This window comes from Streptomyces carpinensis, assembly GCF_002154505.1.
In the GTDB taxonomy this organism is placed as follows: Bacteria; Actinomycetota; Actinomycetes; order Streptomycetales; family Streptomycetaceae; genus Streptomyces; species Streptomyces carpinensis.
Genome location: NZ_MUBM01000014.1, coordinates 19,805 through 40,354, shown reverse-complemented (window position 1 = coordinate 40,354; position 20,550 = coordinate 19,805). Strand labels below are relative to the sequence as shown.

Below are 20,550 nucleotides of genomic sequence, written 5' to 3'. Positions count from 1 at the left end.
CTGCTGCCGATCATCAGCAAGCAGGCCGACCGCTGCATGGACTGCGGTGTGCCGTTCTGCCACGAGGCCTGCCCGCTGGGCAACCTGATCCCCGAGTGGAACGACCTTGTCTCGCGGGAGGACTGGCGGGCGGCCGCCGACCGGTTGCACGCCACGAACAACTTCCCCGAGTTCACCGGCCGTCTGTGTCCGGCGCCGTGCGAGGCGGGCTGCGTGCTGGCGATCAACCAGCCCGCCGTCACCATCAAGAACGTCGAGTGCGCCATCGCCGACCGGGCGTGGGAGGAGGGTTTCGCCCCACCGCGTCCGCCGGACCGGCTGTCGGAGCGGACCGTCGCCGTGGTCGGCTCGGGGCCGACCGGGCTCGCCGCGGCCCAGCAGCTGACCCGCGCGGGACACACGGTGACCGTGTACGAGAGGGACGACCGGCTCGGCGGGCTGATGCGGTACGGCATCCCCGAGTTCAAGATGGAGAAGCGCCACCTGGAACGCCGGCTGGAGCAGATGCTGGCCGAGGGGACCAAGTTCCGTACGTCCTCGGTGGTGGGGCAGGACATCGGGGCTGCGGAGCTTCGTTCGCGCTGCGACGCCGTGGTGATCGCCACGGGAGCCACGGCGTGGCGTGAACTGGAGGTGCCGGGCCGCGAGTTGGCCGGGATCCATCAGGCAATGGAGTATCTGCCGCTCGCCAACCGGGTGTGCGAGGGGGACATCGCGGTCTCGCCGTTGTGCGCGGCGGACCGGCATGTGGTCATCGTGGGCGGGGGTGACACGGGGGCCGACTGTCTGGGTACGGCGGTGCGGGAGGGTGCCGCGTCCGTGACCCAGTTGGACATCTACGCCCAGCCCGGAGCGGAGCGCGACGAGGACATCGAGCCGTGGCCGACGTATCCAAAGATCTACCGGTTGTCGGCGGCGCACGAGGAGGCGGGGGTGCTGCGCACGGCGCCCGCCGCGGACGCCGACGCGCGGCTGTTCGCGGCGTCGACGCTGCGCTTCACCGGTGACGCGGACGGCCATGTGCGCGAGTTGCACCTGGTCGAGGTGGACGCGGAGCGGCGCCCGCTGCCGGGCACCGGGCGGGCCCTCCCGGCCGACCTGGTGCTGCTCGCGCTCGGCTTCTCCGGGCCGGACCGGCGGGACGGGCTGATCGACCAGCTGGGGCTCGACCTCGCGCCGCGCGGCACGCTCGCGCGCGGCGCCGACTTCACGACGAACGTGCCCGGTGTGTTCGCGGCGGGGGACGCCGCGCGCGGTCAGTCGCTGATCGTGTGGGCGATCGCGGAGGGGCGGTCGGTGGCGGCGGCAGTCGATCACTACCTGACGGGGAGTTCGCGACTGCCGGCGCCGATCGGGCCGTACGACCGGCCGATGGCCGTGCAGTAGGTGACTTCGGCGGGCAGCCGGACGGACGGCCCGTGCCGGGTCATGTGAGGTGGGGACGTGTGAGGCAGAGGCGTGTGAAGGAGAAGTGCGTGAGGTAGTCGGACGTGTTCTCGGACGTGCTCAAGGTGGCGCCAGAATTAGGAAGTCGAGGCAGAGGAAACATCCAGGCAGGTTCAGGAGAGCAGGAAGTCGGCCACCCCCGCCTTGGCGCCTTCGATGAAGGCGGTCATCTCGTCGGTGGTGTATATGAGCGCCGGCCCGTCCGGGTCGGTCGACTGGCGTACCGCGATCCGGCCGTCGGCCAGCTTCATCGCCTCCAGGCAGTTGCCGCCGTTGCCGCCGCTCCACGGCTTGTGCCAGCCCTCGCTGCCCAGTTCCCTGGCGGGCATGCCGTTGTAGATCCGCTCGCCGCGGATCCGGTCGCCGCGGCCCCGTGAGGCGGGCTGGGACGTGATGCGATCCATTCACAGCTCCTTGCGGAGATCCCGGAGGATCTCCTTCGTGCGATGTGCCGTAGCGGCATGAGCCGCCATGCGGTCCATGACCTCGAGGTGGGTCGCCACCTCCTCGCGCGCGTCCAGGTAGACGGCGCCGGTCAGGTACTCGCTGTAGACCATGTCCGGAAGTTCGGGCATGGCGAATCGGAACAGCACGAAGGGCCCGTACGTGCCGGGGTGCGGCCCCGAGGAGAACGGGGCTATCTGCAGGGTCACGTTGGGCAGCTTCGTGGCGTCGAGCAGCTTGTCGACCTGAGCACGCATCACCTCCGGGCCGCCGACCGGGCGGCGCAGTGCGGTCTCGTCGAGCACGACCCAGAACCGGGGCGCGTCGGGACGGGTGAGCAGTTCCTGGCGTTGCATGCGCAGGGCGACATGGCGCTCGATGTCCTCTGGACTGGTCTGGCCGATGGCCCCCGACTTGAGCACCCCGCGTGCGTAGTCCTCGGTCTGGAGCAGTCCGGGCACGAAGTGGGGTTCGTAGGACCGGATGAGCGCCGCGGCGCCTTCCAGGCTGACGTACATCGAGAACCAGCCCGGCAGGATGTCGTGGAAGCGCTGCCACCAGCCGGGCCGGTTGGCGTCCTCGGCGAGTTGCACGAAGGCCTCGGCCTCGTCGTCAGGGACGCCGTACGCCTTCAGCAGCAGTTGCAGGTACGGGATTTTGAGGGAGACTTCTGCCGTCTCCATGCGGCGGACGGTGGCCGGCGCGACGCGGAGGACCCGGGCGGCCTCCTCGCGTTTGAGTCCGGCCCGTTCCCGCAGGTCGAGCAGGCGCCGACCGAGCACGACCTGCCCGACGGTCGGTGCCGACCGCGGTTCGCTCATGCTCCACCTCCACCGAAGAGTCCCGGACTCCGCCGAGGAGTTCCGACGGGCCTGAAGGAGTCGTGCGGACCCCCGGGGTGAACCCCCGCAGGCCCAAGGAATCCTGACAGCCCTACGGCGCCACTCGAAGATCCGTTCGAAGATCCGACGGATCCTCGACGATCCCAACTGGCGCCGCGCGACGTGCTGTTGCGAGCAGTGTGCCACGGCCCTTCACCGCGTCATACAGCACTCTGCATTTTCCATAGTGCCACTTGCCAAGTGTCCACGGCGGGGAGATAGTGGCAAGCGTGATTCCGTCTCCGCCTTTAGGAACAGACGCCACCGCGGGTCTCCTTGCCCCCGGTGCCATCACGGGAACGGGCCCCGAGGGGGCCGTTGCCGAGCGCCGGTTCCGCTTCGAGCTGGCCGCACACCCGGGTTCTCCCGCCCAGGCCAGACGCCTGACCCGGGCCCGGTTGACCGCCTGGTCGGTGTGCGAGGACACCTGTGACACCGCCGACCTGGTCATATCCGAGCTGGTCACCAACGCCATCGTGCACACCGCGAGCAGCAGGGTCGTCTGCGAACTTCAGGACGGCGCGGACCTGGTGCGCATAGCCGTGCGTGACGAGGGCCGCGCGCCGGGTGAACCGCATCCGTCCCCGCAGCGGCCGGAGGAGGAGCACGGGAGGGGACTGTTCCTCGTCGGGGCCATGTGCCGGTCCTGGGGCGCGCAGCAGCACGGCCCGGGGCTCGTGGTGTGGGCGGAGCTGGCGCGTAGGACGGGCACCGGGAAGGACGCGACCGACGCCACATGGGACGCGGCCCTTACCGCGCCGGCGACGACCGACGACACGCCGGTCGCGACATGCATCGGGCAGCAGGCAACCGCCCCGCTGGGTCCTGTCCACGCCGCGCAGGAGGCGACCGGCACGGCGCAGGACACACAGGCGGCGGCCGTGCACGAGGTTCCGGACACGCACGAGGCCCGGGGCGACCTCGGCTGGGGCGCCCGCCCGAAGCCGTACCCGATGCCGGACCCGTCACCGACCCCGCACCCGGCTCCGCCGGACGACGAGGACGCCCCTCAGGCCGCACGGCTCCGCAGGGCATACGGACCACACGGACCCCATCGATCTCAGCTGTCGCACCACACATCGCATCTACCGCACGAAGCGCACGGAACGGGGGCCGTATGGCTGTGAGCGGTGCCGGCCCCTCCGGCTCCGGCCAGGTACTCGGCCTGGACACGCTCGTGCGCCTGGGACGCGCGACGGGCCGGCCCGCCACGTCCGGCGGAACCGCCTCCACCGGCGACGTCGGTGCGCCCCGGCGGCTGTCCCTCCCGGAGGGTATGACGGTCCCACTGGGTTGCGACGCGGTGGCGGTACCGGCCCGCTTCGGTGCCCTGCTGATGCAGCGGCTGCCCCGCGTGGGGTGCGTCTACGCCGACGAGACGCACTGGTGGTGGATTCTCCCGGCCGACTCCGACTACGCCCTGCGGTGGCCCTCCCCCGCGCACTACGCCACCGGTGCGGTACTCCCCGACACCCCGCGGGCTCCGCTCCCCGCCCTCATCCACCGACCGGAGGGAACGGTCCCCTACACCCCGCCGATCCCGTTGTACCTGGCACTGTGCCGGGTCACGGGGACGACCCCGGCGTGGTCCCGTCCGGTCAGCGCGTGAGCGCGGGCCGGCGGCGCCGGCCATACCCGCGCACGGCGTGCGCGCCCGCGCGCTTCGCCTGCCGGGTCACGCGCCCTGCCCGGAGCGCGCGCGCCCGGCCATAGTGGCCCTCCGCTCACGATCGGGGGAGGCTGTCGGTGGGGACGAGGCGCAAGCGGGGAGGCGGGACGGCCGAGCAGGCAGCAGCCGGACAGCGAGCGCCCGGGCCCGAGACGCCCCGAGGCGGAACACCCGCCCCCGGGAAACCCGCCCTCCAGCCGCCCGAAGGCGAAGCACCACCCGGCCCCGGAACACCGGAGGGCGACACGCCGCCGGTTCCCGAGACGCCCGACGGTGAGACCTCCGACCGTGAAACATCCGCCCCTGGGACGGCCGGACCCGACAAGCCGGGGCCCGAGAAACCCGGCCCCGAGGTCTCCGAGTCGGAACGGCTGCTCTTCGGTGGCCCGCTGCGCTACGACACGGGCTGGAGCCAGCACCACGACGCCTTCCTGGAACTGAACTTCCGGGGCATGGTGCGGCGGCTGCCCGGCCTGCTCGCCGCAAGTTTCCGGCTGGCCCGCCAGGCCGATCGGCGGGCCACGCACACGGTGCTGGCCGCCGAGGCGGTCCGGGGCATCGCGCAGGCGATCAGTCTGCTGGCGGTCAACAGTGTGCTGAGCCGGGTGATCAGCGGGGGCCCGCTGCAGGACCGGCTGCGCGGTGCCGTGCCCGCGCTGGTCGCCATGGCGGCGGTGATGCTGGTCGGCGCACTGCTGCGGGCGGCGTCGACATACGCGACGGGCCGGCTGGAGCCCAAGGTGGAGCGGGTGGCGACCGAGCTGTACCTGGAGCGGGCGGCGGCGGTGGAACTGTCGGCGATCGAGGACCACGCCTTCCACAAGCTGCTGGGCACCGCCCAGTACGGCGCCGCCTCGGCCCGCCGGATGATCTCGTACGGCACGCGCGTGGTGAACGCGATGATCTCGCTGGTCGCGGCGGCGGGCGTCCTGACCGTGCTGCGCCCGGTGCTGCTGCCGCTGCTGGCGACCATGACGCTGCCGAGCGCCTGGAGCGCGTTCTCGCCGACCAGAGCCACGATCCGGCCGCTCGCCGAGCGCATCGCGATGGTGGCGCAGGACTTCAAGCGCTGGCCGTTCACCGCCCGGGTCAATGTGGCCGTGGGCCGCTCGTCGGACCCGCTGACCGAGAAGCGGCCGGCCGCCGCGGTCCGCGAGGCGGGTGCCGAGGAGGTGGTCGCGGATCTGCCCAGGGGCCTGGACACCCTGCTGGCCCGGCACTTCAGCGGCGGGCACGAGCTGTCCGGCGGCCAGTGGCAGCGACTGGGCAGCGGGCGGCCTACCGGCGCGGTCGCATCCTGATCGTGGACGAGCCGACGGCGGCCCTGGGCGCCCGTGCCGAGCTGGAGGTCTTCGAGCGGATCCGGGGGCTGGCCGGGAGCGGCCAGACGGTGGTCCTGATCACGCACCGGCTGGCGTCGGTGCGCCACGCCGACCTGGTGCACGTCCTCGACCGGGGCCGGCTGGTGGTCCGGGCCGCCGGAGGAGCTGCTGGCCACCGGGGGCCTGTACGCGGAGCTGTACGCGCTCCAGGCGGCGCAGTTCGCGGCGGGCATCCCAGCCCCGACCGCGCCGGAGGCGAGCTGACTCAAGTCGTGTCCACGTCAGCCTGAGAGCCCACTGCGGCACCGGTTCAGGCGGTCACGTCACCGCCGCCCTCGCCGCCCCGGACGATCACCAGGAAGGTGTCCGTCGCGAGGTCCATCACGACCTCGGCGGGCAGGCCCTCCAGACGCCGCGCATGCGCGAACTCCTCCGCCGGCCACGACCCTCGCGGCCCGCCGGCGGGAAAGCGCTCGAGCACCGTTCGCCCGTTCACCCTGCACCTCCATGTAGCGCGTACTCGACAGATTTAAACGCCAAACATGGGGTGAACGCCTCGTCCAGTGATGGTACTGAGACGTACTCGACACGAGTTCAATGCCAAAAGTGGGTCTCACCTCACACTTTCGGCTCAATTGATCACCTACCGCGTCAAGCCGCGTACACCTCGTGTTCACCCGTCCGTGGTGGTTGCCGCGGCGTCGACGGCGGTGCTGGAGAACTTTTCGATCCTGGTGACGGCCTCGGTCAAGGCCGTGGGACACGCCGTCGGACCACTGAGGATGTCGTCGGGACGGTGAGGTCCCAGTCGTCGATGATCTGGTCCGACCGGCTCATCGCGGGCCCGCCTCGAGCCGTGCGTACCTGTCCGTCGCCGCGACCAGGGCATCCACCACGCCCGGGGCTCCCGCATCGTGCCCGGCCTGGTCCACGACGACCAGCTCGCTGCCGGGCCAGGCCTGGTTCAGGCGCCAGACGGTGCCCAGGAGGTTGCCGAAGTCCAGGCTGCCCTGGACGAGGGTGCCGGGGATGCCGCCGAGCAGGTGGGCGTCGCGCAGCACCACGCCCTCGTCGTTGCCCGGGCCGAGGAAGTGGTCGTTGCCGAAGTAGTGCGTGACGGTTCGGGCGAAGCCCATGCGGAACGCGGGGTCCTCGTAACGAGCGACGGAGCGCGGCGGCGCGGGGATCATCGCTGTCTCCCAGTCGGTCCAGGCGCGCGCCGCCCGCTCGCGCACCGACGGGTCGGGTGACTCGATCAGCCGGTTGCAGGCGGCCGCGAGGTTCCCGGCGCGGTCGGTGTCCTCGGGCAGTTCGGCGAGGAGGTGTCCGAAGGCCTCCGGGAAGATCCGGCCCAGCCGGTGGGTCAGCAGCGTGACCTCGGCGTTCGAGCCGGTCGCGACGCCCGTCAGCACCAGCTCGGAAACGGCTGCGGGATGTGTCTGGGCGTAGCGCAGCGCCAGCACCGAACCCCATGAGGCGCCCCACACCAGCCATCGCTCGATGCCCAGGTGGCCGCGCAGCAGCTCCAGGTCGGCGATCAGGTGGTCGGTCGTGTTGACGCTCATGTCGGTGTCGTACGCGCTCGCGTGCGGTGTGGAGCGTCCGCAGCCGCGCTGGTCGAGCAGCACGATCCGGTACGCGGCGGGATCGCAGTAGCGCCGGTGGCCGGGCGTGCAGCCGGAACCCGGACCGCCGTGCAGCATCACCGCCGGCTTGCCGAGCGGATTTCCGCAGGTCTCCCAGTACAGGCGGTTGCCGTCGCCGACGTCGAGCATGCCTTGGTCGTACGGTTCGATCTCCGGATACAGGCCCATCGGGGGAAGGTAGCCGCCGTTCATCGGCCGAGTCGCCTCATTTTCCCCGGTGCCGTGGGACCGCCGTGGCGGGCTTCCCCTCGGCGCGGGTCATCTCGTCGGCAGTCCCGCCGCCTTCGCCGCCGTCCGCAGGACGTCACGGAGCATCGCCGGGGTGAGCCTGCCGGTGAAGGTGTTGCGCTGGCTGACGTGGAAGCAGCCGAAGAGCTCGAGGCCGTCGAGCGGTACCCGTGCTCCGTGGGCGAAGGCGGGGCGGGGGCGGGGGACCGTCCAGCCCGCCTCGGCGAACGCCGGCAGTGCGGCCTGCCAGCCGAACGCGCCGAGCACGACCACCGCGCGCAGGGTGGGCCGCAGCAGATGCAGCTCCTGGACGAGCCAGGGCCGGCAGGTGTCCCGCTCGCCGGGCGTCGGCTTGTTGGCGGGTGGGGCGCAGTGCACGGGCGAGGTGATCCGCACGCCGTACAGTTCCAGTCCGTCGTCGGCGGCGACGGAGGTGGGCTGCGAGGCGAGGCCCACGTCGTACAGCGCCTCGTACAGCACGTCCCCGGACCGGTCTCCCGTGAACATGCGGCCGGTGCGGTTGCCGCCGTGTGCGGCCGGGGCGAGTCCCACGATCAGCAGCCGCGCGTCGGGGGGCCCGAAGCCCGGCACTGGGCGGCCCCAGTACGTCCAGTCGGCGAACGCGGCCCGCTTGGTACGGGCGACCTCCTCACGCCAGGCGACCAGACGCGGGCAGGCACGGCACTGCGCAATCCGCTGGTCGAGGGCCGCGAGGCTGCTGCTGTCCATACCCCCCACCGTAAATTGGTCCAGTGCGGCCGGTCCAAGAGACTAAGGTCGAAGCCATGGCTTCCGAGGACGACGTCAGGGACCGTGACCAGGACACGGGCGCAGGGGGCTCCGGCGAGTCGCCCGCCGCGGCCGTGGATCCGAAGGTCGCCGCCGCCATCGCCGCCGCCGAGGCGGCCGGCCCGGCGAGCGGTGAGTCCGTGCGGATCGACAGCTGGATCTGGGCCGTACGTCTGGTCAAGACCCGTTCCGTCGGGGCCACCGCCTGCCGGGGCGGGCACGTCCGGGTGAACGGCGAGCGGGTGAAGCCCGCCCACTCCGTCCGCGTCGGCGACGAGGTGCGCCTGCGGCAGGAAGGCCGCGAGCGGATCGTCGTCGTCAGGCGTCTGATCCGCAAGCGGGTCGGTGCTCCCGTGGCCGTGCAGTGCTACGTCGACAACTCCCCGCCGCCCCCGCCCCGCGAGGCCGTCGCTCCGATCGGCGTGCGCGACCGAGGTGCCGGCCGGCCCACCAAGCGCGACCGTCGCGAACTGGAGCGTCTGCGCGACCTGGGCGGCCTGGACGGTCCGAGCGGGCCCGCCGGCCGGCCGCGCGGCCGGTGACGGTCGCGGGGCCGCGCGCGGCGCCCGTCCCGTGGTCACGCCTGCCGCCGCACCAGCCGCAGCAGCTCCGCGTTGTGGCCACGCCGGGCCCAGGCGATGAGGCCGAGCGGCACGACCAGGATGATCGGGGTCGCTGCGTTCTGGCCGTCGAAGACGGTGAGCTGGACGACGAACGCGCCGACCATCAGCGCGCTCAGTGCCAGCGCCGCCACCGACTGCAGTACCGGGATCAGCAGTGCGACGGCTCCGGCCAGCTCCAGCGCGCCGATGGTGTACATGCCCGCACTGCCCCAGCCGATCCTGTCGAAGGAGTCGGCGGCCGATGGATGCGCGATGAGTTTGGGCAGGGCGCTCGCGATCCCGTAGAACAGGGCGAGCAGCACCTGCACGGAGCGCAGGGCGATGCGGGCGGTACGGCGGCCACGAGCTGACCCGGCGGACGGGTCGGTGGCGACGGACGGGACGGAAGCGGCGGTCTCGGACACGAGGTCTCCTTGGGGAAGTGGTCCGTGGTGCGGTCGAAGAGGTAGACCGGCCCCGGCCACGGAACTCATCGGTGCCCCGGCGGATTTCGTGGACCGCCTTCTCCGCTCGGGCCCCCGGTCAGCTCCCCTGTCGGCGTACGGCTCTCACCCAGGTCCCGTCGTCGGTCAGACACCGGTCGGTCTGCAGCCCCGCCTCCTCCAGTGCCTCCTCGAACTGCTCTCCGGTCAGCGGCCGGGACAGGAACGTCTGCGTCCAGGTGGCGTCCGGGAACACGTACTCCGCACGCACCGAGTCCACTCCGTCCCCGACCGGTTCGGCGGACAGGATCCGGACCGTGAAACCACTGGGATCGACGCGCTCGCGGGGCAGATCGGTGTGGTAGTCAGCCCCTTCCCGCTGGATCAGGACGCAGCCGTCCTGGGCGACATGCCGTGCGCAGGTGCGCAGCAGCCCCCGCCGTACCTCTGCGTCGCCTGCGTGCACCAGGAACGACGCGAGCATGACGACGTCGAAGGTCTCTCCCAGATCCAGCTGCTCGATCGGGCTGCATATGGTCCGTGCGCCGCGCACCCGCTGCAGCATCTGCGGGGACTCGTCCACCGCCGTCACGGTGAAGCCGCGCCGCAGCAGCGGGTGGGTCACGCGGCCCACACCGCAGCCCAGTTCCAGGATGTGCGCGCCCGCGGGTACGGCGGCGGCGACGATGTCCGGTTCGCTGCCGACCGGCAGCCGCGCGTACAACTCCACCGCGCAGCCGTCCGGGGTGATCGCTCCCGGTCCGGTGCCCTGATAGCCCTCACGCATGTTCAGCCCCATGCCCGGACAACGGCCCGCATCCGCACGGCCGTTCCCGCCCCGGCCCGCTTCACCCGTTCGAGTGAGTGCCTCGAGTGAGCGGCGAGTGTTCCCGTTGGCCTCCCGTCCCGGACGGGAGCCTCTCTCCCCGGTGCGCCTGCCCCGTACCACCTGGACCGTGGCCCCCCGTCCGCGTTTCCGAGACGCCCCTCCCCCGGCTTTCCCGTGGTGAACGTCCTGGTCGGAGAGTAATTTGCAAGGAGGAGTGGTGACCGACGATGCGTACGGGCAGTGAGCCGGCGACTGCGCGCAGTGCTCTGCGAGCGCGCTTCTGGCTGTGCTTGTGGGGGATGTTCTGGGCGCTGTTCGGCACGGCGGTGTTCGGGCTGCTCGGTCAGCCTGGATGGGCGGCCGCGTTCGGGGTGCTGTGGCTGGTGATCGCCGTCGACTTCACCGTGGTCGTCCGGCATCTGCGGCAGGGTCCCCACTACCAGCCGGGGCGCGACGTCCCGCCGTACTGGCCGCCGGACCAGCGGCGCCGGTAGGCGGGGTCAGGTGTCGAACCGGGCGCGCTGGAGGTACTCCGGGTTCGGGTCCAGCGCGGCGGCCAGCCGGAAGTGGCGCTTGGCCTGGTCGGGGCGGCCCTGCCGCTCGTAGGTCCGGGCGAGCGCGAAGTGCGCGAACGCGTTGTCCGGCTCACGCTCCAGGACGATGGTGAACTCCAGCTCGGCGGGTCGCAGTTGCGCGGCCGCGAAGAAGGCACGGGCGCGCAGCAGCCGGGCGGCCGTGTTCTCGGGATGAGCGGCGATGACCCCGTCGAGCAGTTTCACCGCGCCCCGAGGGTCCCGTGCGGCGAGCAGCTGCTCGGCGGCGCGGAAGTCGATGACATGCGTCTCCGGAGTACGTCCGGGCGAACCGCTGGTTTCGGGCACGGCACAGTCCTTCCCTCGCAGGAAGGGTTCAACGCCCCGGCGGGACACCCCTATTCCTGAGGCTCTTCTTCCCGGGGTTCCGCCTGCGCGGTGTGTGCCGCCCTGCGGACGAGCTCGGCCCAGACCTCCCTCACCCGTTGACGAAGCCGTTCCAGCGGCACGTCGTTGTCGATGACGATGTCCGCGATCTCCAGCCGCTTGTCCCGCGTGGCCTGGGCGGCCATGCGCGCACGGGCGTCGTTCTCGGTCATGCCGCGCAGCCGCATGAGCCGGTCGAGCTGGGTCTCGGCGCTCGCGTCGACGACGATCACGAGGTCGTAGAGCGGGGCGAGGCCGTTCTCCGTGAGGAGCGGGACGTCGTGGACGACGACGGCGTCCTCGGCGGCGGCCTCCTCCAGTTCGCGGGAGCGGGCGCCCACCAGGGGGTGGACGATCGAGTTCAGGACTGAGAGCTTCTCCGGGTCGGCGAAGACGATGGAGCCCAGCTTGGGCCGGTCCAGGCTGCCGTCGGCGGCGAGCACCCCCTGGCCGAAGGCCCCGACGACCGCGGCGAGGCCGGGTGTGCCCGGAGCGACGACCTCCCGTGCGATCCGGTCGGCGTCGATCAGCACGGCCCCGCACTCGACGAGCAGCCGCGACACCTCGCTCTTACCGGCTCCGATGCCCCCGGTCAGGCCCACCTTCAACATGAGCGGAAGCTTAGGCGTTGCCACCGGCGGCCCGCCCGGCGGGCCTGCGCTCCCGCCCTGCCCGCGAGCCTCGGTCGTCGCCCTGCCGGCGCCTCAGTTGTCGCCCTCCCGCTCCGCCAGGAACCTCTCGAACTCGCGGCCGATCTCGTCCGCCGAGGGGATGTCGATGGGTTCGGCCAGCATGTTGCCCCGGGTCTCCGCGCCCGCGGCGGCGTCGTACTGGTGCTCAAGCCCCTGGACGAGGGAGGTGAGCTCCTCGTCGCCCTCCCGGATCTGGCGGTCGATCTCCGTCTGGGTGCGGAGGGCGTCGTTGCGCAGGGAGTGCGCGACGCTCGGCAGGACCAGGCCGGTGGCCGCGGTGATCGCCTCCAGGACGGTCAGCGCCGCGTCCGGGTACGGGGAACGGGCGATGTAGTGCGGCACGTGCGCGGCCACCCCGAGGACGTCGTGCCCGGCCTCCATCAGGCGGTACTCCAGCAGCGCCTCGGCACTGCCCGGCACCTGTGCCTCCGCGAAGGGGCTGTGGTGGCCGGGAACGAGGTCGCTGCGGTTGCCGTGCGGGGTCAGGCCCACCGGGCGGGTGTGGGGGACGCCCATGGGGATGCCGTGGAAGTTCACCGACAGCCGGACGCCGAGCCGCTCCACGATCTGCCGTACCGCCGCGGCGAAGCGCTCCCACTCCACGTCGGGCTCCGGCCCGGACAGCAGCAGGAAGGGCGCACCGGTGGCGTCCTGGACGAGGCGCACCTCGATGACGGGCTCCTCGTACTCCGTCCAGCGGTCGCTCTTGAAGGTCAGCAACGGGCGGCGGGCCCGGTAGTCGACGAGCCGGTCGTGGTCGAAGCGCGCCACGACCTGGTGGGGCAGTGCGTCCAGAAGCCCCTCGACGATCTGGTCGCCGGTCTCGCCCGCGTCGATGTATCCGTCGAAGTGGTAGAGCATGACAAGGCCGGCCGACTCCTGGGCCAGCGCCATGTCGACGACCGCCAGGCCCTTCGGCTCCCATGCGTACAAACCCTGCGGATCAAGCACTGTGACCGCCCCTCCTCGTGTTCGTAGGTTCACAACGAGACACGCGACCCAGGCATTCCCCAACTCGCCCACATCGCCGCAAGCTTGACGCGAACATGCCCTGCTCCCACCCTCTCGGAGCAACCCGCCGTCCACGTGAGTGCTCATCGTTCACCTACAGGAACAAAGAGCGGCCCTCCACCAGGACGCACGGCTGGCAGTCCGGCCGGGGCTGCGGAAGGTATGCCACCGCAAGGGGTGCCAGACATGCCCCCCGGGAGGTCCACTCGCGCGGCACACGACTGCGGCCCGTACCCCCAAGGAGCGGGGGTACGGGCCGCAGCTATCGGCTAGTGCCTAGCGGTGAGCGGTCAGCTCTGGCCGCCGGCCAGCTTCTCGCGCAGGGCGGCCAGCGCCTCGTCCGACGCCAGCGCGCCGGAGCTGTCGCCGCCCTCGGAGGAGTACGAACCGCCGGACGCGGCCGGAGCGGCGGCCTCGCCACCCTCGGCGGCGGCAGCGGCGTCCGCCTCGCGGGACTTGATGACCTGCGCCTGGTGCTGCTCGAAGCGGGCCTGCGCCTCGGCGTACTGGCGCTCCCACTCCTCGCGCTGCTTCTCGTAGCCCGGCAGCCAGTCGTTGGTCTCCGGGTCGAAGCCCTCGGGGTAGATGTAGTTGCCCTGGTCGTCGTAGGACGCGGCCATGCCGTACAGGGTCGGGTCGAACTCGACCGCCGTCGGGTCGGCACCGAAGGACTCGTTGGCCTGCTTCAGCGAGAGGCTGATGCGGCGACGCTCGAGGTCGATGTCGATGACCTTGACGAAGATCTCGTCGTTGACCTGGACGACCTGCTCCGGGATCTCCACGTGGCGCTCGGCCAGCTCGGAGATGTGGACCAGACCCTCGATGCCCTCGTCCACGCGGACGAACGCACCGAACGGAACCAGCTTCGTGACCTTGCCGGGCACGACCTGGCCGATCTGGTGGGTGCGGGCGAACTGCTGCCACGGGTCTTCCTGGGTCGCCTTCAGCGACAGGGAGACGCGCTCGCGGTCCATGTCGACGTCGAGGACCTCGACGGTGACCTCCTGGCCGACCTCGACGACCTCGGAGGGGTGGTCGATGTGCTTCCAGGACAGCTCGGAGACGTGGACCAGACCGTCGACGCCACCCAGGTCCACGAAGGCACCGAAGTTGACGATCGAGGAGACCACACCGGAGCGGACCTGACCCTTCTGCAGGGTCGTGAGGAACGTCTGGCGGACCTCGGACTGGGTCTGCTCCAGCCAGGCACGACGGGACAGGACCACGTTGTTGCGGTTCTTGTCCAGCTCGATGATCTTGGCCTCGAGCTCCTTGCCGACGTACGGCTGGAGGTCGCGGACACGGCGCATCTCGACCAGGGAGGCCGGAAGGAAGCCACGCAGGCCGATGTCGAGGATGAGGCCACCCTTGACGACCTCGATGACGGTACCGGTGACGATGCCGTCCTCTTCCTTGATCTTCTCGATGGTGCCCCAGGCACGCTCGTACTGGGCGCGCTTCTTCGAGAGGATCAGGCGGCCTTCCTTGTCCTCCTTCTGGAGGACCAGGGCCTCGATCTCGTCGCCGACGGCGACGACCTCGTTCGGGTCGACGTCGTGCTTGATCGAGAGCTCGCGGCTCGGGATGACACCTTCGGTCTTGTAACCGATGTCGAGCAGGACCTCGTCCCGGTCGACCTTCACGATGACGCCGTCGACGATGTCGCCGTCGTTGAAGTACTTGATCGTCTCGTCGATCGCTGCGAGGAAGGCTTCCTCGTTACCGATGTCGTTGACCGCTACCTGCGGGGTGGTGGCGGTGGTCTCGGTGCTGCTCGTCATGTGGGAAAGGGCTCCGGTACGGACATTGAAGTCGTAGGTACTGCTTACGCCGGGAGCCCGTTTCGCTCTGCAGAAGCCGGACAGCCAAGGAAGCGCCACACAAAACCGCTTGTGGCGCCTCGAGAACCGAGGGGACATACAACAGATGCGAGCGCAGCCTGCTACGTCTGAGGTGCGCAGGCCCGCAGCGCAACTTGTAGCATACGGGGGCAGCCGGGCAGGGTCAATGCGCGAAGCCGCCCACCCGGGGCGTATCGCCGCATATCCGGCGGAAAACCTGTCTCCCGAGGCCACGCCGACACCAGGATGTCCCTCCGCCGGCGCGTACACCGGGGCGGGTTGGACGGAAGAGTACGACGAGGGAGCCGATCATCCAAGAGCCAGCACCGTTCGAACCGTTCGAACCGGAGGCCACCCGCCGGGCGGCCGGTGTCACCGAGAGCGCCCGGGCCAACCGGGGCTGGTGGGACCGGAACGCGGACGAGTACCAGATCGAACACGGCACCTTCCTCGGCGACGACCGCTTCGTGTGGTGCCCCGAGGGACTGGACGAGGTGGAGGCCGAGCTGCTCGGCCCGCCCGAGGAGCTCAAGGGCAAGGACGCCCTGGAGATCGGCGCCGGCGCGGCCCAGTGCTCGCGCTGGCTGGCCGCCCAGGGCGCGCGCCCCGTCGCCCTGGACCTGTCCCACCGGCAGCTCCAGCACGCGCTGCGGATCGGCGGAGCGTTCCCTCTGGTGTGCGCCGACGCGGGCGCCCTGCCCTTCGCGGACGGCTCCTTCGACCTGGCGTGCTCGGCGTACGGCGCGCTGCCCTTCGTCGCCGATCCGCGACTGGTGCTGCGGGAGGTGCGCCGGGTGCTCCGGCCGGGCGGCCGGTTCGTCTTCTCGGTGACGCACCCGATCCGGTGGGCCTTCCCCGACGAGCCCGGCCCGGAGGGGCTGAGCGTGTCCGCCTCCTACTTCGACCGGACGCCGTACGTGGAGCAGGACGACGACGGCCACGCCGTGTACGTCGAGCACCACCGCACGGTGGGCGACCGGGTCCGTGACGTCGTGGCGTCGGGCTTCCGCCTGGTGGACCTGGTCGAGCCGGAGTGGCCCGACTGGAACACCTCCGAGTGGGGCGGCTGGTCCCCGCTGCGGGGCCACCTGATCCCGGGCACGGCGATCTTCGTCTGCGAGCGGGACTGAACGTCCGCCGGCCGGACCGAACGTCCGCGGGCCGGACCGAGGCGGGACCGGAGCCGACCTGACGCAGGGGCCCGCACGCACGCGTGCGGGCCCCTGCGCCGTCCGGAGGACCCCGGAGGGCGTACGACACTGGGGGCGTGATCCGTTACGACGCCCTGGACGCGCTGCCGGTGCGCGGCGCCCTGCCCGGCCTGAACGACGCCCTCGACGGGCGGGGAACCGCCGTTCTGGTGGCCCCGCCCGGCACCGGCAAGACGACCCTGGTGCCGCTGGCGCTGGCCGGACTGCTGGGCAAGGGGCCGTCGCGGCGGGTGGTCGTGGCGGAGCCCCGGCGGATCGCCGCGCGCGCGGCGGCGCGGCGGATGGCGTGGCTGCTGGGCGAGCAGGCCGGCGGGAGCGTCGGCTACACGGTCCGCGGAGAGCGGGTCGTCGGGCGACACGCGCGCGTGGAGGTCGTCACGACCGGTGTGCTGCTGCAGCGGCTCCAACGCGATCAGGAGCTGGCGGGTGTGGACGTGGTGGTGCTCGACGAGTGCCACGAGCGGCATCTGGACGCGGACACGGCGGCGGCGTTCCTGTGGGACGTACGCGAGACGCTGCGACCGGAGCTGCGGCTGGTCGCCGCGTCGGCGACCACGGACGCCGAGGGCTGGGCACGGCTGCTGGGCGGCGCTGCGGTGATCGAGGCCGAGGGCGTGTCGCATCCGGTGGAGGTGGTGTGGGCGCCGCCCGCGCGCCCGGTACGGCCGCCGCACGGGGTGCGGGTGGACCCCGTGCTGCTGACCCACGTGGCGTCGGTGGTGCGGCGGGCGCTCGCCGAACGGGACGGGGACGTGCTGTGCTTCCTGCCGGGCGTGGGCGAGATCGCGCGGGTCGCCGGGCAGCTGGGGGATCTCGGTGACGTGGAGGTGCTCCAGGTGCACGGGCGGGCGCCGGCGGCCGTGCAGGACGCAGTGCTGGCGCCGGGGCGGCGGCGCCGGGTGGTGCTCGCCACCTCCGTGGCGGAGTCGTCGCTGACGGTGCCCGGGGTGCGGGTGGTCGTCGACTCGGGGCTCGCGCGGGAGCCGCGCGTGGACCACGCGCGCGGGTTGAGCGCGCTCGCGACGGTACGGGCCTCGCAGGCGGCCGGGCGGCAGCGGGCGGGCCGTGCCGGGCGCGAGGCGCCGGGCACGGTGTACCGGTGCTGGGCGGAGGCCGAGGACGGCCGTCTGCCGCGTTTCCCCGCTCCGGAGATCCAGGTGGCCGACCTGACCGCGTTCGCCCTTCAGGCGGCTTGCTGGGGCGATCCGGACGCCTCCGGGCTGGCGTTGCTCGATCCGCCGCCGGACGGCGCGATGGCGGCGGCGCGGGACGTGCTGACGGCCGTGGGAGCGGTGGACTCTTCGGGGCGGGCCACACGGCGGGGGCTGCGGCTGGCGCGACTGGGGGTGCATCCGCGGCTGGGGCGGGCCCTGCTCGACGCGACCGCCTCCGGCGGGGCGGAACGGGTGGCGGAGGTGGTCGCGCTGCTCAGCGAGGAGGTACCGCGGGAGTACGGCGACGATCTCGCCGCCGCGTTGCGCAGTGCCCGGCGGGGAGGTGACGCGTACGCGTCGCGGTGGCGTGCGGAGGTCCGGCGGCTGCGGGCCGCCGCGGCGGCGGTCTCCGACCCGCCCGCCCGTGAGGCTTCGGCGCCGGCGGACGCCGGGGCGGGACCTCGTAGCGGGCGCCGGCCGGGCGCCGGGGAGGACGGCGTCGCCGGGCTCGTCGCCGCCCTCGCCTTTCCCGAGCGGGTCGCCAGGCTCGACGGGGGGTCGTATCTCATGGCCTCGGGTACGCGGGCCGAACTGCCCGAGGGGTCGGCCCTGCGAGGAGCGCCCTGGATCGCCGTGGCCGTGGCCGACCGGCCGCTCGGCAGGGGGCACGCGCGCGTGCAACTCGCCGCGGCCGTCGGTGAGGACGTCGCACGGCTCGCGGCCGGGGCGCTGCACGAGCGGCGCGAGGAGGTCCGCTGGGCCGGCGGGGACGTCGTGGCCAGGAGCGTCGAGCGGTTGGGGGCGGTGGAGCTGACGGTCCGCCCCCTCCCCGACCCGGACCCCGGTCGCGTACGGGACGCGCTGCTCGACGGCCTGCGGCAGGAGGGGTTCGGGCTGCTGCGGTGGTCGCCGGACGCGGAGGTGCTGCGCCGGCGGCTCGCGTTCCTGCACCGGCATCTCGGGGAGCCGTGGCCCGACGTCCGGGACGAGGCGCTGCACGCGCGCGTGGCGGAGTGGCTGGAGCCGGAGCTCGGCAGGGCCCGCCGCCGCGCGGACCTGGCCCGGATCGACGCCGGGCAGGCGCTGGCCCGGCTGCTGCCCTGGGCCTCTGGTGAGGCCGCCCGGCTGGACGAGCTCGCCCCGGAGCGGATCACCGTGCCCAGCGGGTCCAGGATCCGCGTCGACTACGCCGACCCCGAGCGGCCCGTGCTGGCGGTGAAGCTTCAGGAGATGTTCGGGCTTCAGCAGTCGCCGGTGGTGGCCGGGGTGCCGGTCCTCGTGCACCTGCTCTCCCCCGCCGGGCGGCCCGCGGCCGTCACCGCCGACCTGGCCTCGTTCTGGCGGGACGGCTACCGGGGTGTACGGGCGGAGCTGCGCGGGCGGTATCCGAAGCACCCCTGGCCGGAGGACCCGGCGACCGCGGAGCCGACCCGCCACACCAACGCCCGGATGCGGCGGGCCTGACGCCGGGCCGGCCGGCCCGGTCGGGCGGGCGTGGGGACTGCGGGCGGGGCAAAAGCGGACGGGGCCGGACGAAGGCGCCCCTCCGCGGAGACGGAGGGGCGCTGTGGTCGTGTATGCCCGGTGCCGCGCGACCGGTGCGCCGGTGCGGCCGTGGACTATGAGGCCGAGGGGCTGGGCGACGGTTCGGCCGAGGTGTCGGCCGCCGCCACCTTCAGCTCCACGGTCAGCGTCGCGCCGCCGGTGGTGGTGATGCGCAGCAGGAAGGTGCCGGTGGTGTCGTCCGCGTACAGCTTCGGCAGCGTCAGCAGGCCCTTGGCGTCCGTCTGAAGGTCCTTCAGGGTGCGCACGGGCTTGCCGTCGGCGTCCTTGAAGTAGGGGCCCTTGTCGTTCTCGGTGGGGTCGTCGGTGGACTTGATCAGGGTGGCGGTGGCCGCGACCTTGTCGGCGACGGCGCCCTTGTAGGTGGCGCTGACCTCGACCTGATCGGCGAACTCACCACCCGGGGTGCAGGTCGGCGGGGCGTCGCTGGTGCGGGTGAGGGTGTCGGCGGCGCGCTCGGTGACGGTGGCCTTGTAGTCGAGGCCGGAGACCGTACGACCGACGACCAGGGCACGGACGGTGAAGTCGCCCGTCTTCTCGCCCGCCTGGAGTGCCGGGGCGACGGCCACGCCCGAGGAGTCGGTGACGACCGTGGCGACCGTCTCGCCGCCGGAGAAGGTGGCGTCGGTGTCACCGAGGACCATGAACCGGATCCTGACCTTGGCGACCGCCTTGCCGGCCTTCGTCTCGGCGCGGGTGCTGATCTTGTCGGTGAACGCATCACCGGCCATGGCGGTGAGCTTGGCGGTGCCCGCGTCCTGCAGGTGGTCCACGGTGTCGGTGGGAGTGGGGGGCGTGGACGGCGGCGGGGTCGGCGTGGACGGCGGGGTCGGCGTGGACGGCGGCGTCGGGCTCGGGCTGCCGCCGCCCGGCTTGCCCGGCTCCTCGCTGGGCTTGTTCGACTTGCCCGGCTTGTGGGGCTTGGGGGTGGCCTTCGGCGGGGACGACGGCTCGGGATGTGTCCCGGTGCTGTCGTCGCTGCGTCCGGACGGCAGTGTGCCGGTGCCGTCGGGGATCGAGTGGGTGCCCTTGCGGTAGTACTCCAGCCAGGACAGCACGGTGTTCAGGTAGTCCTGGGAGTTGTTGTAGCTGAGGATCGCGCTGCGGAGGTCGCCGTCGTCGGACAGGTCCCAGCCGTTGCGGCACAGGTAGTGGCCGGCGGCGAGGGCCGCGTCGTAGACGTTGTTGGGGTCCTTCTTGCCGTCGCCGTTGCCGTCGCGGCCCGCCCACGCCCAGGTGGACGGGATGAACTGCATGGGGCCGATCGCACGGTCGTACGTGGTGTCGCCGTCGTAGGCGCCGTGGTCGGTGTCGCTGATGTGGGCGAAGCCGCTGCCGTTGAGGACCGGGCCGAGGATCGGCGAGAGCGTCGTGCCGTTCTCGTCGACGCGGCCGCCGCGCGCCTGGCCGGACTCGACCTTGCCGATGGCGGCGAGGAGTTGCCAGGGCAGGTTGCAGCCCGGCCTGGTGTCCCGCAGTTCCGCCTCGGCCTTCCGGTAGGCGTCGAGGACGGTGGCGGGTATGCCCGCCTCGGCCGGCGTCCGGGAGGCCGGGGTGCCCACGGTGGGCGCCGGGTTCGCCGGGTCGGGGCTGTTGAGCGGGGGCAGGTCCGTGTAGTACGGCGAGTTTCCGGTCGCGGCGCCGTCACCGTCGGCGTTGACGTCGGGCGTGGGCGCCGCACCGGTGGCGGTCTGTCTCCCCTGGTCGTCCACCGTCACCCCGGGAGCCTGGGAGGCGGTGAGAGCCGCGACCGCTGCCGCGGCCACGGCGGTGGTAGCCGCCCCCTTGTAGAGCCTCCTGCCGAAATGCGCCGCCATGGA

General features: G+C 72.3%; 19 protein-coding genes and 1 pseudogene. 8 read left to right on the top strand and 12 right to left on the bottom strand.

Annotated elements, in window-relative coordinates; all coding sequences use genetic code 11:
- Positions 1-1,386, top strand: a 1,386-nt coding sequence (locus BZY54_RS02335; protein WP_086722682.1) for a glutamate synthase subunit beta, incomplete at its 5' end; no start/stop codon positions are given.
- Positions 1,387-1,559: 173 nt separating this feature from the next.
- On the opposite strand, the gene BZY54_RS02330 is transcribed toward BZY54_RS02335, so the two are convergent.
- Complete coding sequence (locus BZY54_RS02330) at positions 1,560-1,850, bottom strand: DUF397 domain-containing protein (protein ID WP_086722669.1); 291 nt, start codon at positions 1,848-1,850, stop codon at positions 1,560-1,562.
- Positions 1,851-2,711, bottom strand: coding sequence for a helix-turn-helix domain-containing protein (locus BZY54_RS02325; protein ID WP_086722667.1), 861 nt, complete (start codon positions 2,709-2,711; stop codon positions 1,851-1,853). It lies immediately after the preceding gene.
- 290 nt (positions 2,712-3,001) lie between these two features.
- On the opposite strand from BZY54_RS02325, the gene BZY54_RS55255 reads away from it, so the two are divergent.
- From BZY54_RS55255 to BZY54_RS02310, 3 genes and pseudogenes are all read left to right on the top strand, one after another.
- Positions 3,002-3,898, top strand: a complete 897-nt coding sequence (locus tag BZY54_RS55255; protein WP_425276254.1) for an ATP-binding protein — start codon at positions 3,002-3,004, stop codon at positions 3,896-3,898.
- The gene (locus tag BZY54_RS02315) at positions 3,889-4,380 is read left to right on the top strand and encodes a hypothetical protein (RefSeq protein WP_086722663.1); all 492 of its coding nucleotides are present in this window, start codon (positions 3,889-3,891) and stop codon (positions 4,378-4,380) included. Before BZY54_RS55255 ends, BZY54_RS02315 begins: the two co-directional genes overlap by 10 nt.
- A gap of 512 nt (positions 4,381-4,892) precedes the next feature.
- Positions 4,893-6,026: pseudogene (locus BZY54_RS02310) on the top strand (ATP-binding cassette domain-containing protein).
- 46 nt (positions 6,027-6,072) lie between these two features.
- On the opposite strand, the gene BZY54_RS02305 reads toward BZY54_RS02310, so the two are convergent.
- The 3 genes from BZY54_RS02305 to BZY54_RS02295 form a co-directional block, all read right to left on the bottom strand.
- Positions 6,073-6,258: a hypothetical protein gene (locus BZY54_RS02305; RefSeq protein ID WP_107419650.1), complete on the bottom strand. Its 186-nt coding sequence runs from the start codon at positions 6,256-6,258 to the stop codon at positions 6,073-6,075.
- Positions 6,259-6,595: 337 nt separating this feature from the next.
- Positions 6,596-7,576, bottom strand: a complete 981-nt coding sequence (gene pip / locus BZY54_RS02300; RefSeq protein ID WP_086722679.1) for a prolyl aminopeptidase — start codon at positions 7,574-7,576, stop codon at positions 6,596-6,598.
- A gap of 90 nt (positions 7,577-7,666) precedes the next feature.
- Positions 7,667-8,365 (bottom strand): uracil-DNA glycosylase, encoded by a 699-nt coding sequence (locus tag BZY54_RS02295; protein WP_086722661.1) that lies wholly within the window; start codon positions 8,363-8,365, stop codon positions 7,667-7,669.
- 56 nt (positions 8,366-8,421) lie between these two features.
- Here BZY54_RS02295 and BZY54_RS02290 point away from each other — a divergent pair, with 56 nt between their 5' ends.
- Positions 8,422-8,967 (top strand): RNA-binding S4 domain-containing protein, encoded by a 546-nt coding sequence (locus tag BZY54_RS02290; protein ID WP_086722659.1) that lies wholly within the window; start codon positions 8,422-8,424, stop codon positions 8,965-8,967.
- Positions 8,968-9,002: 35 nt separating this feature from the next.
- On the opposite strand, the gene BZY54_RS02285 is transcribed toward BZY54_RS02290, so the two are convergent.
- Entirely contained in the window at positions 9,003-9,452 is a 450-nt protein-coding gene (locus tag BZY54_RS02285) for a DoxX family protein (RefSeq protein ID WP_244216914.1), read from the bottom strand.
- A gap of 118 nt (positions 9,453-9,570) precedes the next feature.
- Positions 9,571-10,257 carry a class I SAM-dependent methyltransferase gene (locus BZY54_RS02280; protein WP_086722676.1) on the bottom strand — a complete coding sequence of 229 codons (687 nt, stop codon included), beginning with the start codon at positions 10,255-10,257 and terminating at the stop codon, positions 9,571-9,573.
- 269 nt (positions 10,258-10,526) lie between these two features.
- On the opposite strand from BZY54_RS02280, the gene BZY54_RS02275 reads away from it, so the two are divergent.
- Positions 10,527-10,793, top strand: coding sequence for a DUF6343 family protein (locus BZY54_RS02275; protein WP_086722655.1), 267 nt, complete (start codon positions 10,527-10,529; stop codon positions 10,791-10,793).
- Positions 10,794-10,799: 6 nt separating this feature from the next.
- Here BZY54_RS02275 and BZY54_RS02270 read toward each other — a convergent pair whose 3' ends face one another.
- The 4 genes from BZY54_RS02270 to rpsA form a co-directional block, all read right to left on the bottom strand.
- Positions 10,800-11,180, bottom strand: a complete 381-nt coding sequence (locus BZY54_RS02270; protein ID WP_086722652.1) for a tetratricopeptide repeat protein — start codon at positions 11,178-11,180, stop codon at positions 10,800-10,802.
- A gap of 50 nt (positions 11,181-11,230) precedes the next feature.
- Complete coding sequence (gene coaE, locus BZY54_RS02265) at positions 11,231-11,869, bottom strand: dephospho-CoA kinase (protein WP_086722650.1); 639 nt, start codon at positions 11,867-11,869, stop codon at positions 11,231-11,233.
- Between the two features lie 93 nt (positions 11,870-11,962).
- Positions 11,963-12,901, bottom strand: coding sequence for a PAC2 family protein (locus tag BZY54_RS02260; RefSeq protein WP_086722649.1), 939 nt, complete (start codon positions 12,899-12,901; stop codon positions 11,963-11,965).
- A gap of 350 nt (positions 12,902-13,251) precedes the next feature.
- Complete coding sequence (gene rpsA / locus BZY54_RS02255; protein WP_086722647.1) at positions 13,252-14,742, bottom strand: 30S ribosomal protein S1; 1,491 nt, start codon at positions 14,740-14,742, stop codon at positions 13,252-13,254.
- 368 nt (positions 14,743-15,110) lie between these two features.
- On the opposite strand from rpsA, the gene BZY54_RS02250 reads away from it, so the two are divergent.
- On the top strand, positions 15,111-15,932 hold the full coding sequence (locus tag BZY54_RS02250; RefSeq protein ID WP_425276255.1) for a class I SAM-dependent methyltransferase: 822 nt from the start codon (positions 15,111-15,113) through the stop codon (positions 15,930-15,932).
- A 137-nt stretch (positions 15,933-16,069) separates the two neighbouring features.
- Entirely contained in the window at positions 16,070-18,631 is a 2,562-nt protein-coding gene (gene hrpB / locus BZY54_RS02245; RefSeq protein WP_086722644.1) for an ATP-dependent helicase HrpB, read from the top strand.
- 155 nt (positions 18,632-18,786) lie between these two features.
- Here the strand turns inward: hrpB and BZY54_RS02240 are convergent, their stop codons facing one another.
- A complete protein-coding gene (locus BZY54_RS02240; protein ID WP_086722642.1) occupies positions 18,787-20,547 on the bottom strand; it encodes a lytic transglycosylase domain-containing protein in 1,761 nt (586 codons plus the stop codon).
- Positions 20,548-20,550 lie beyond the last annotated feature (3 nt).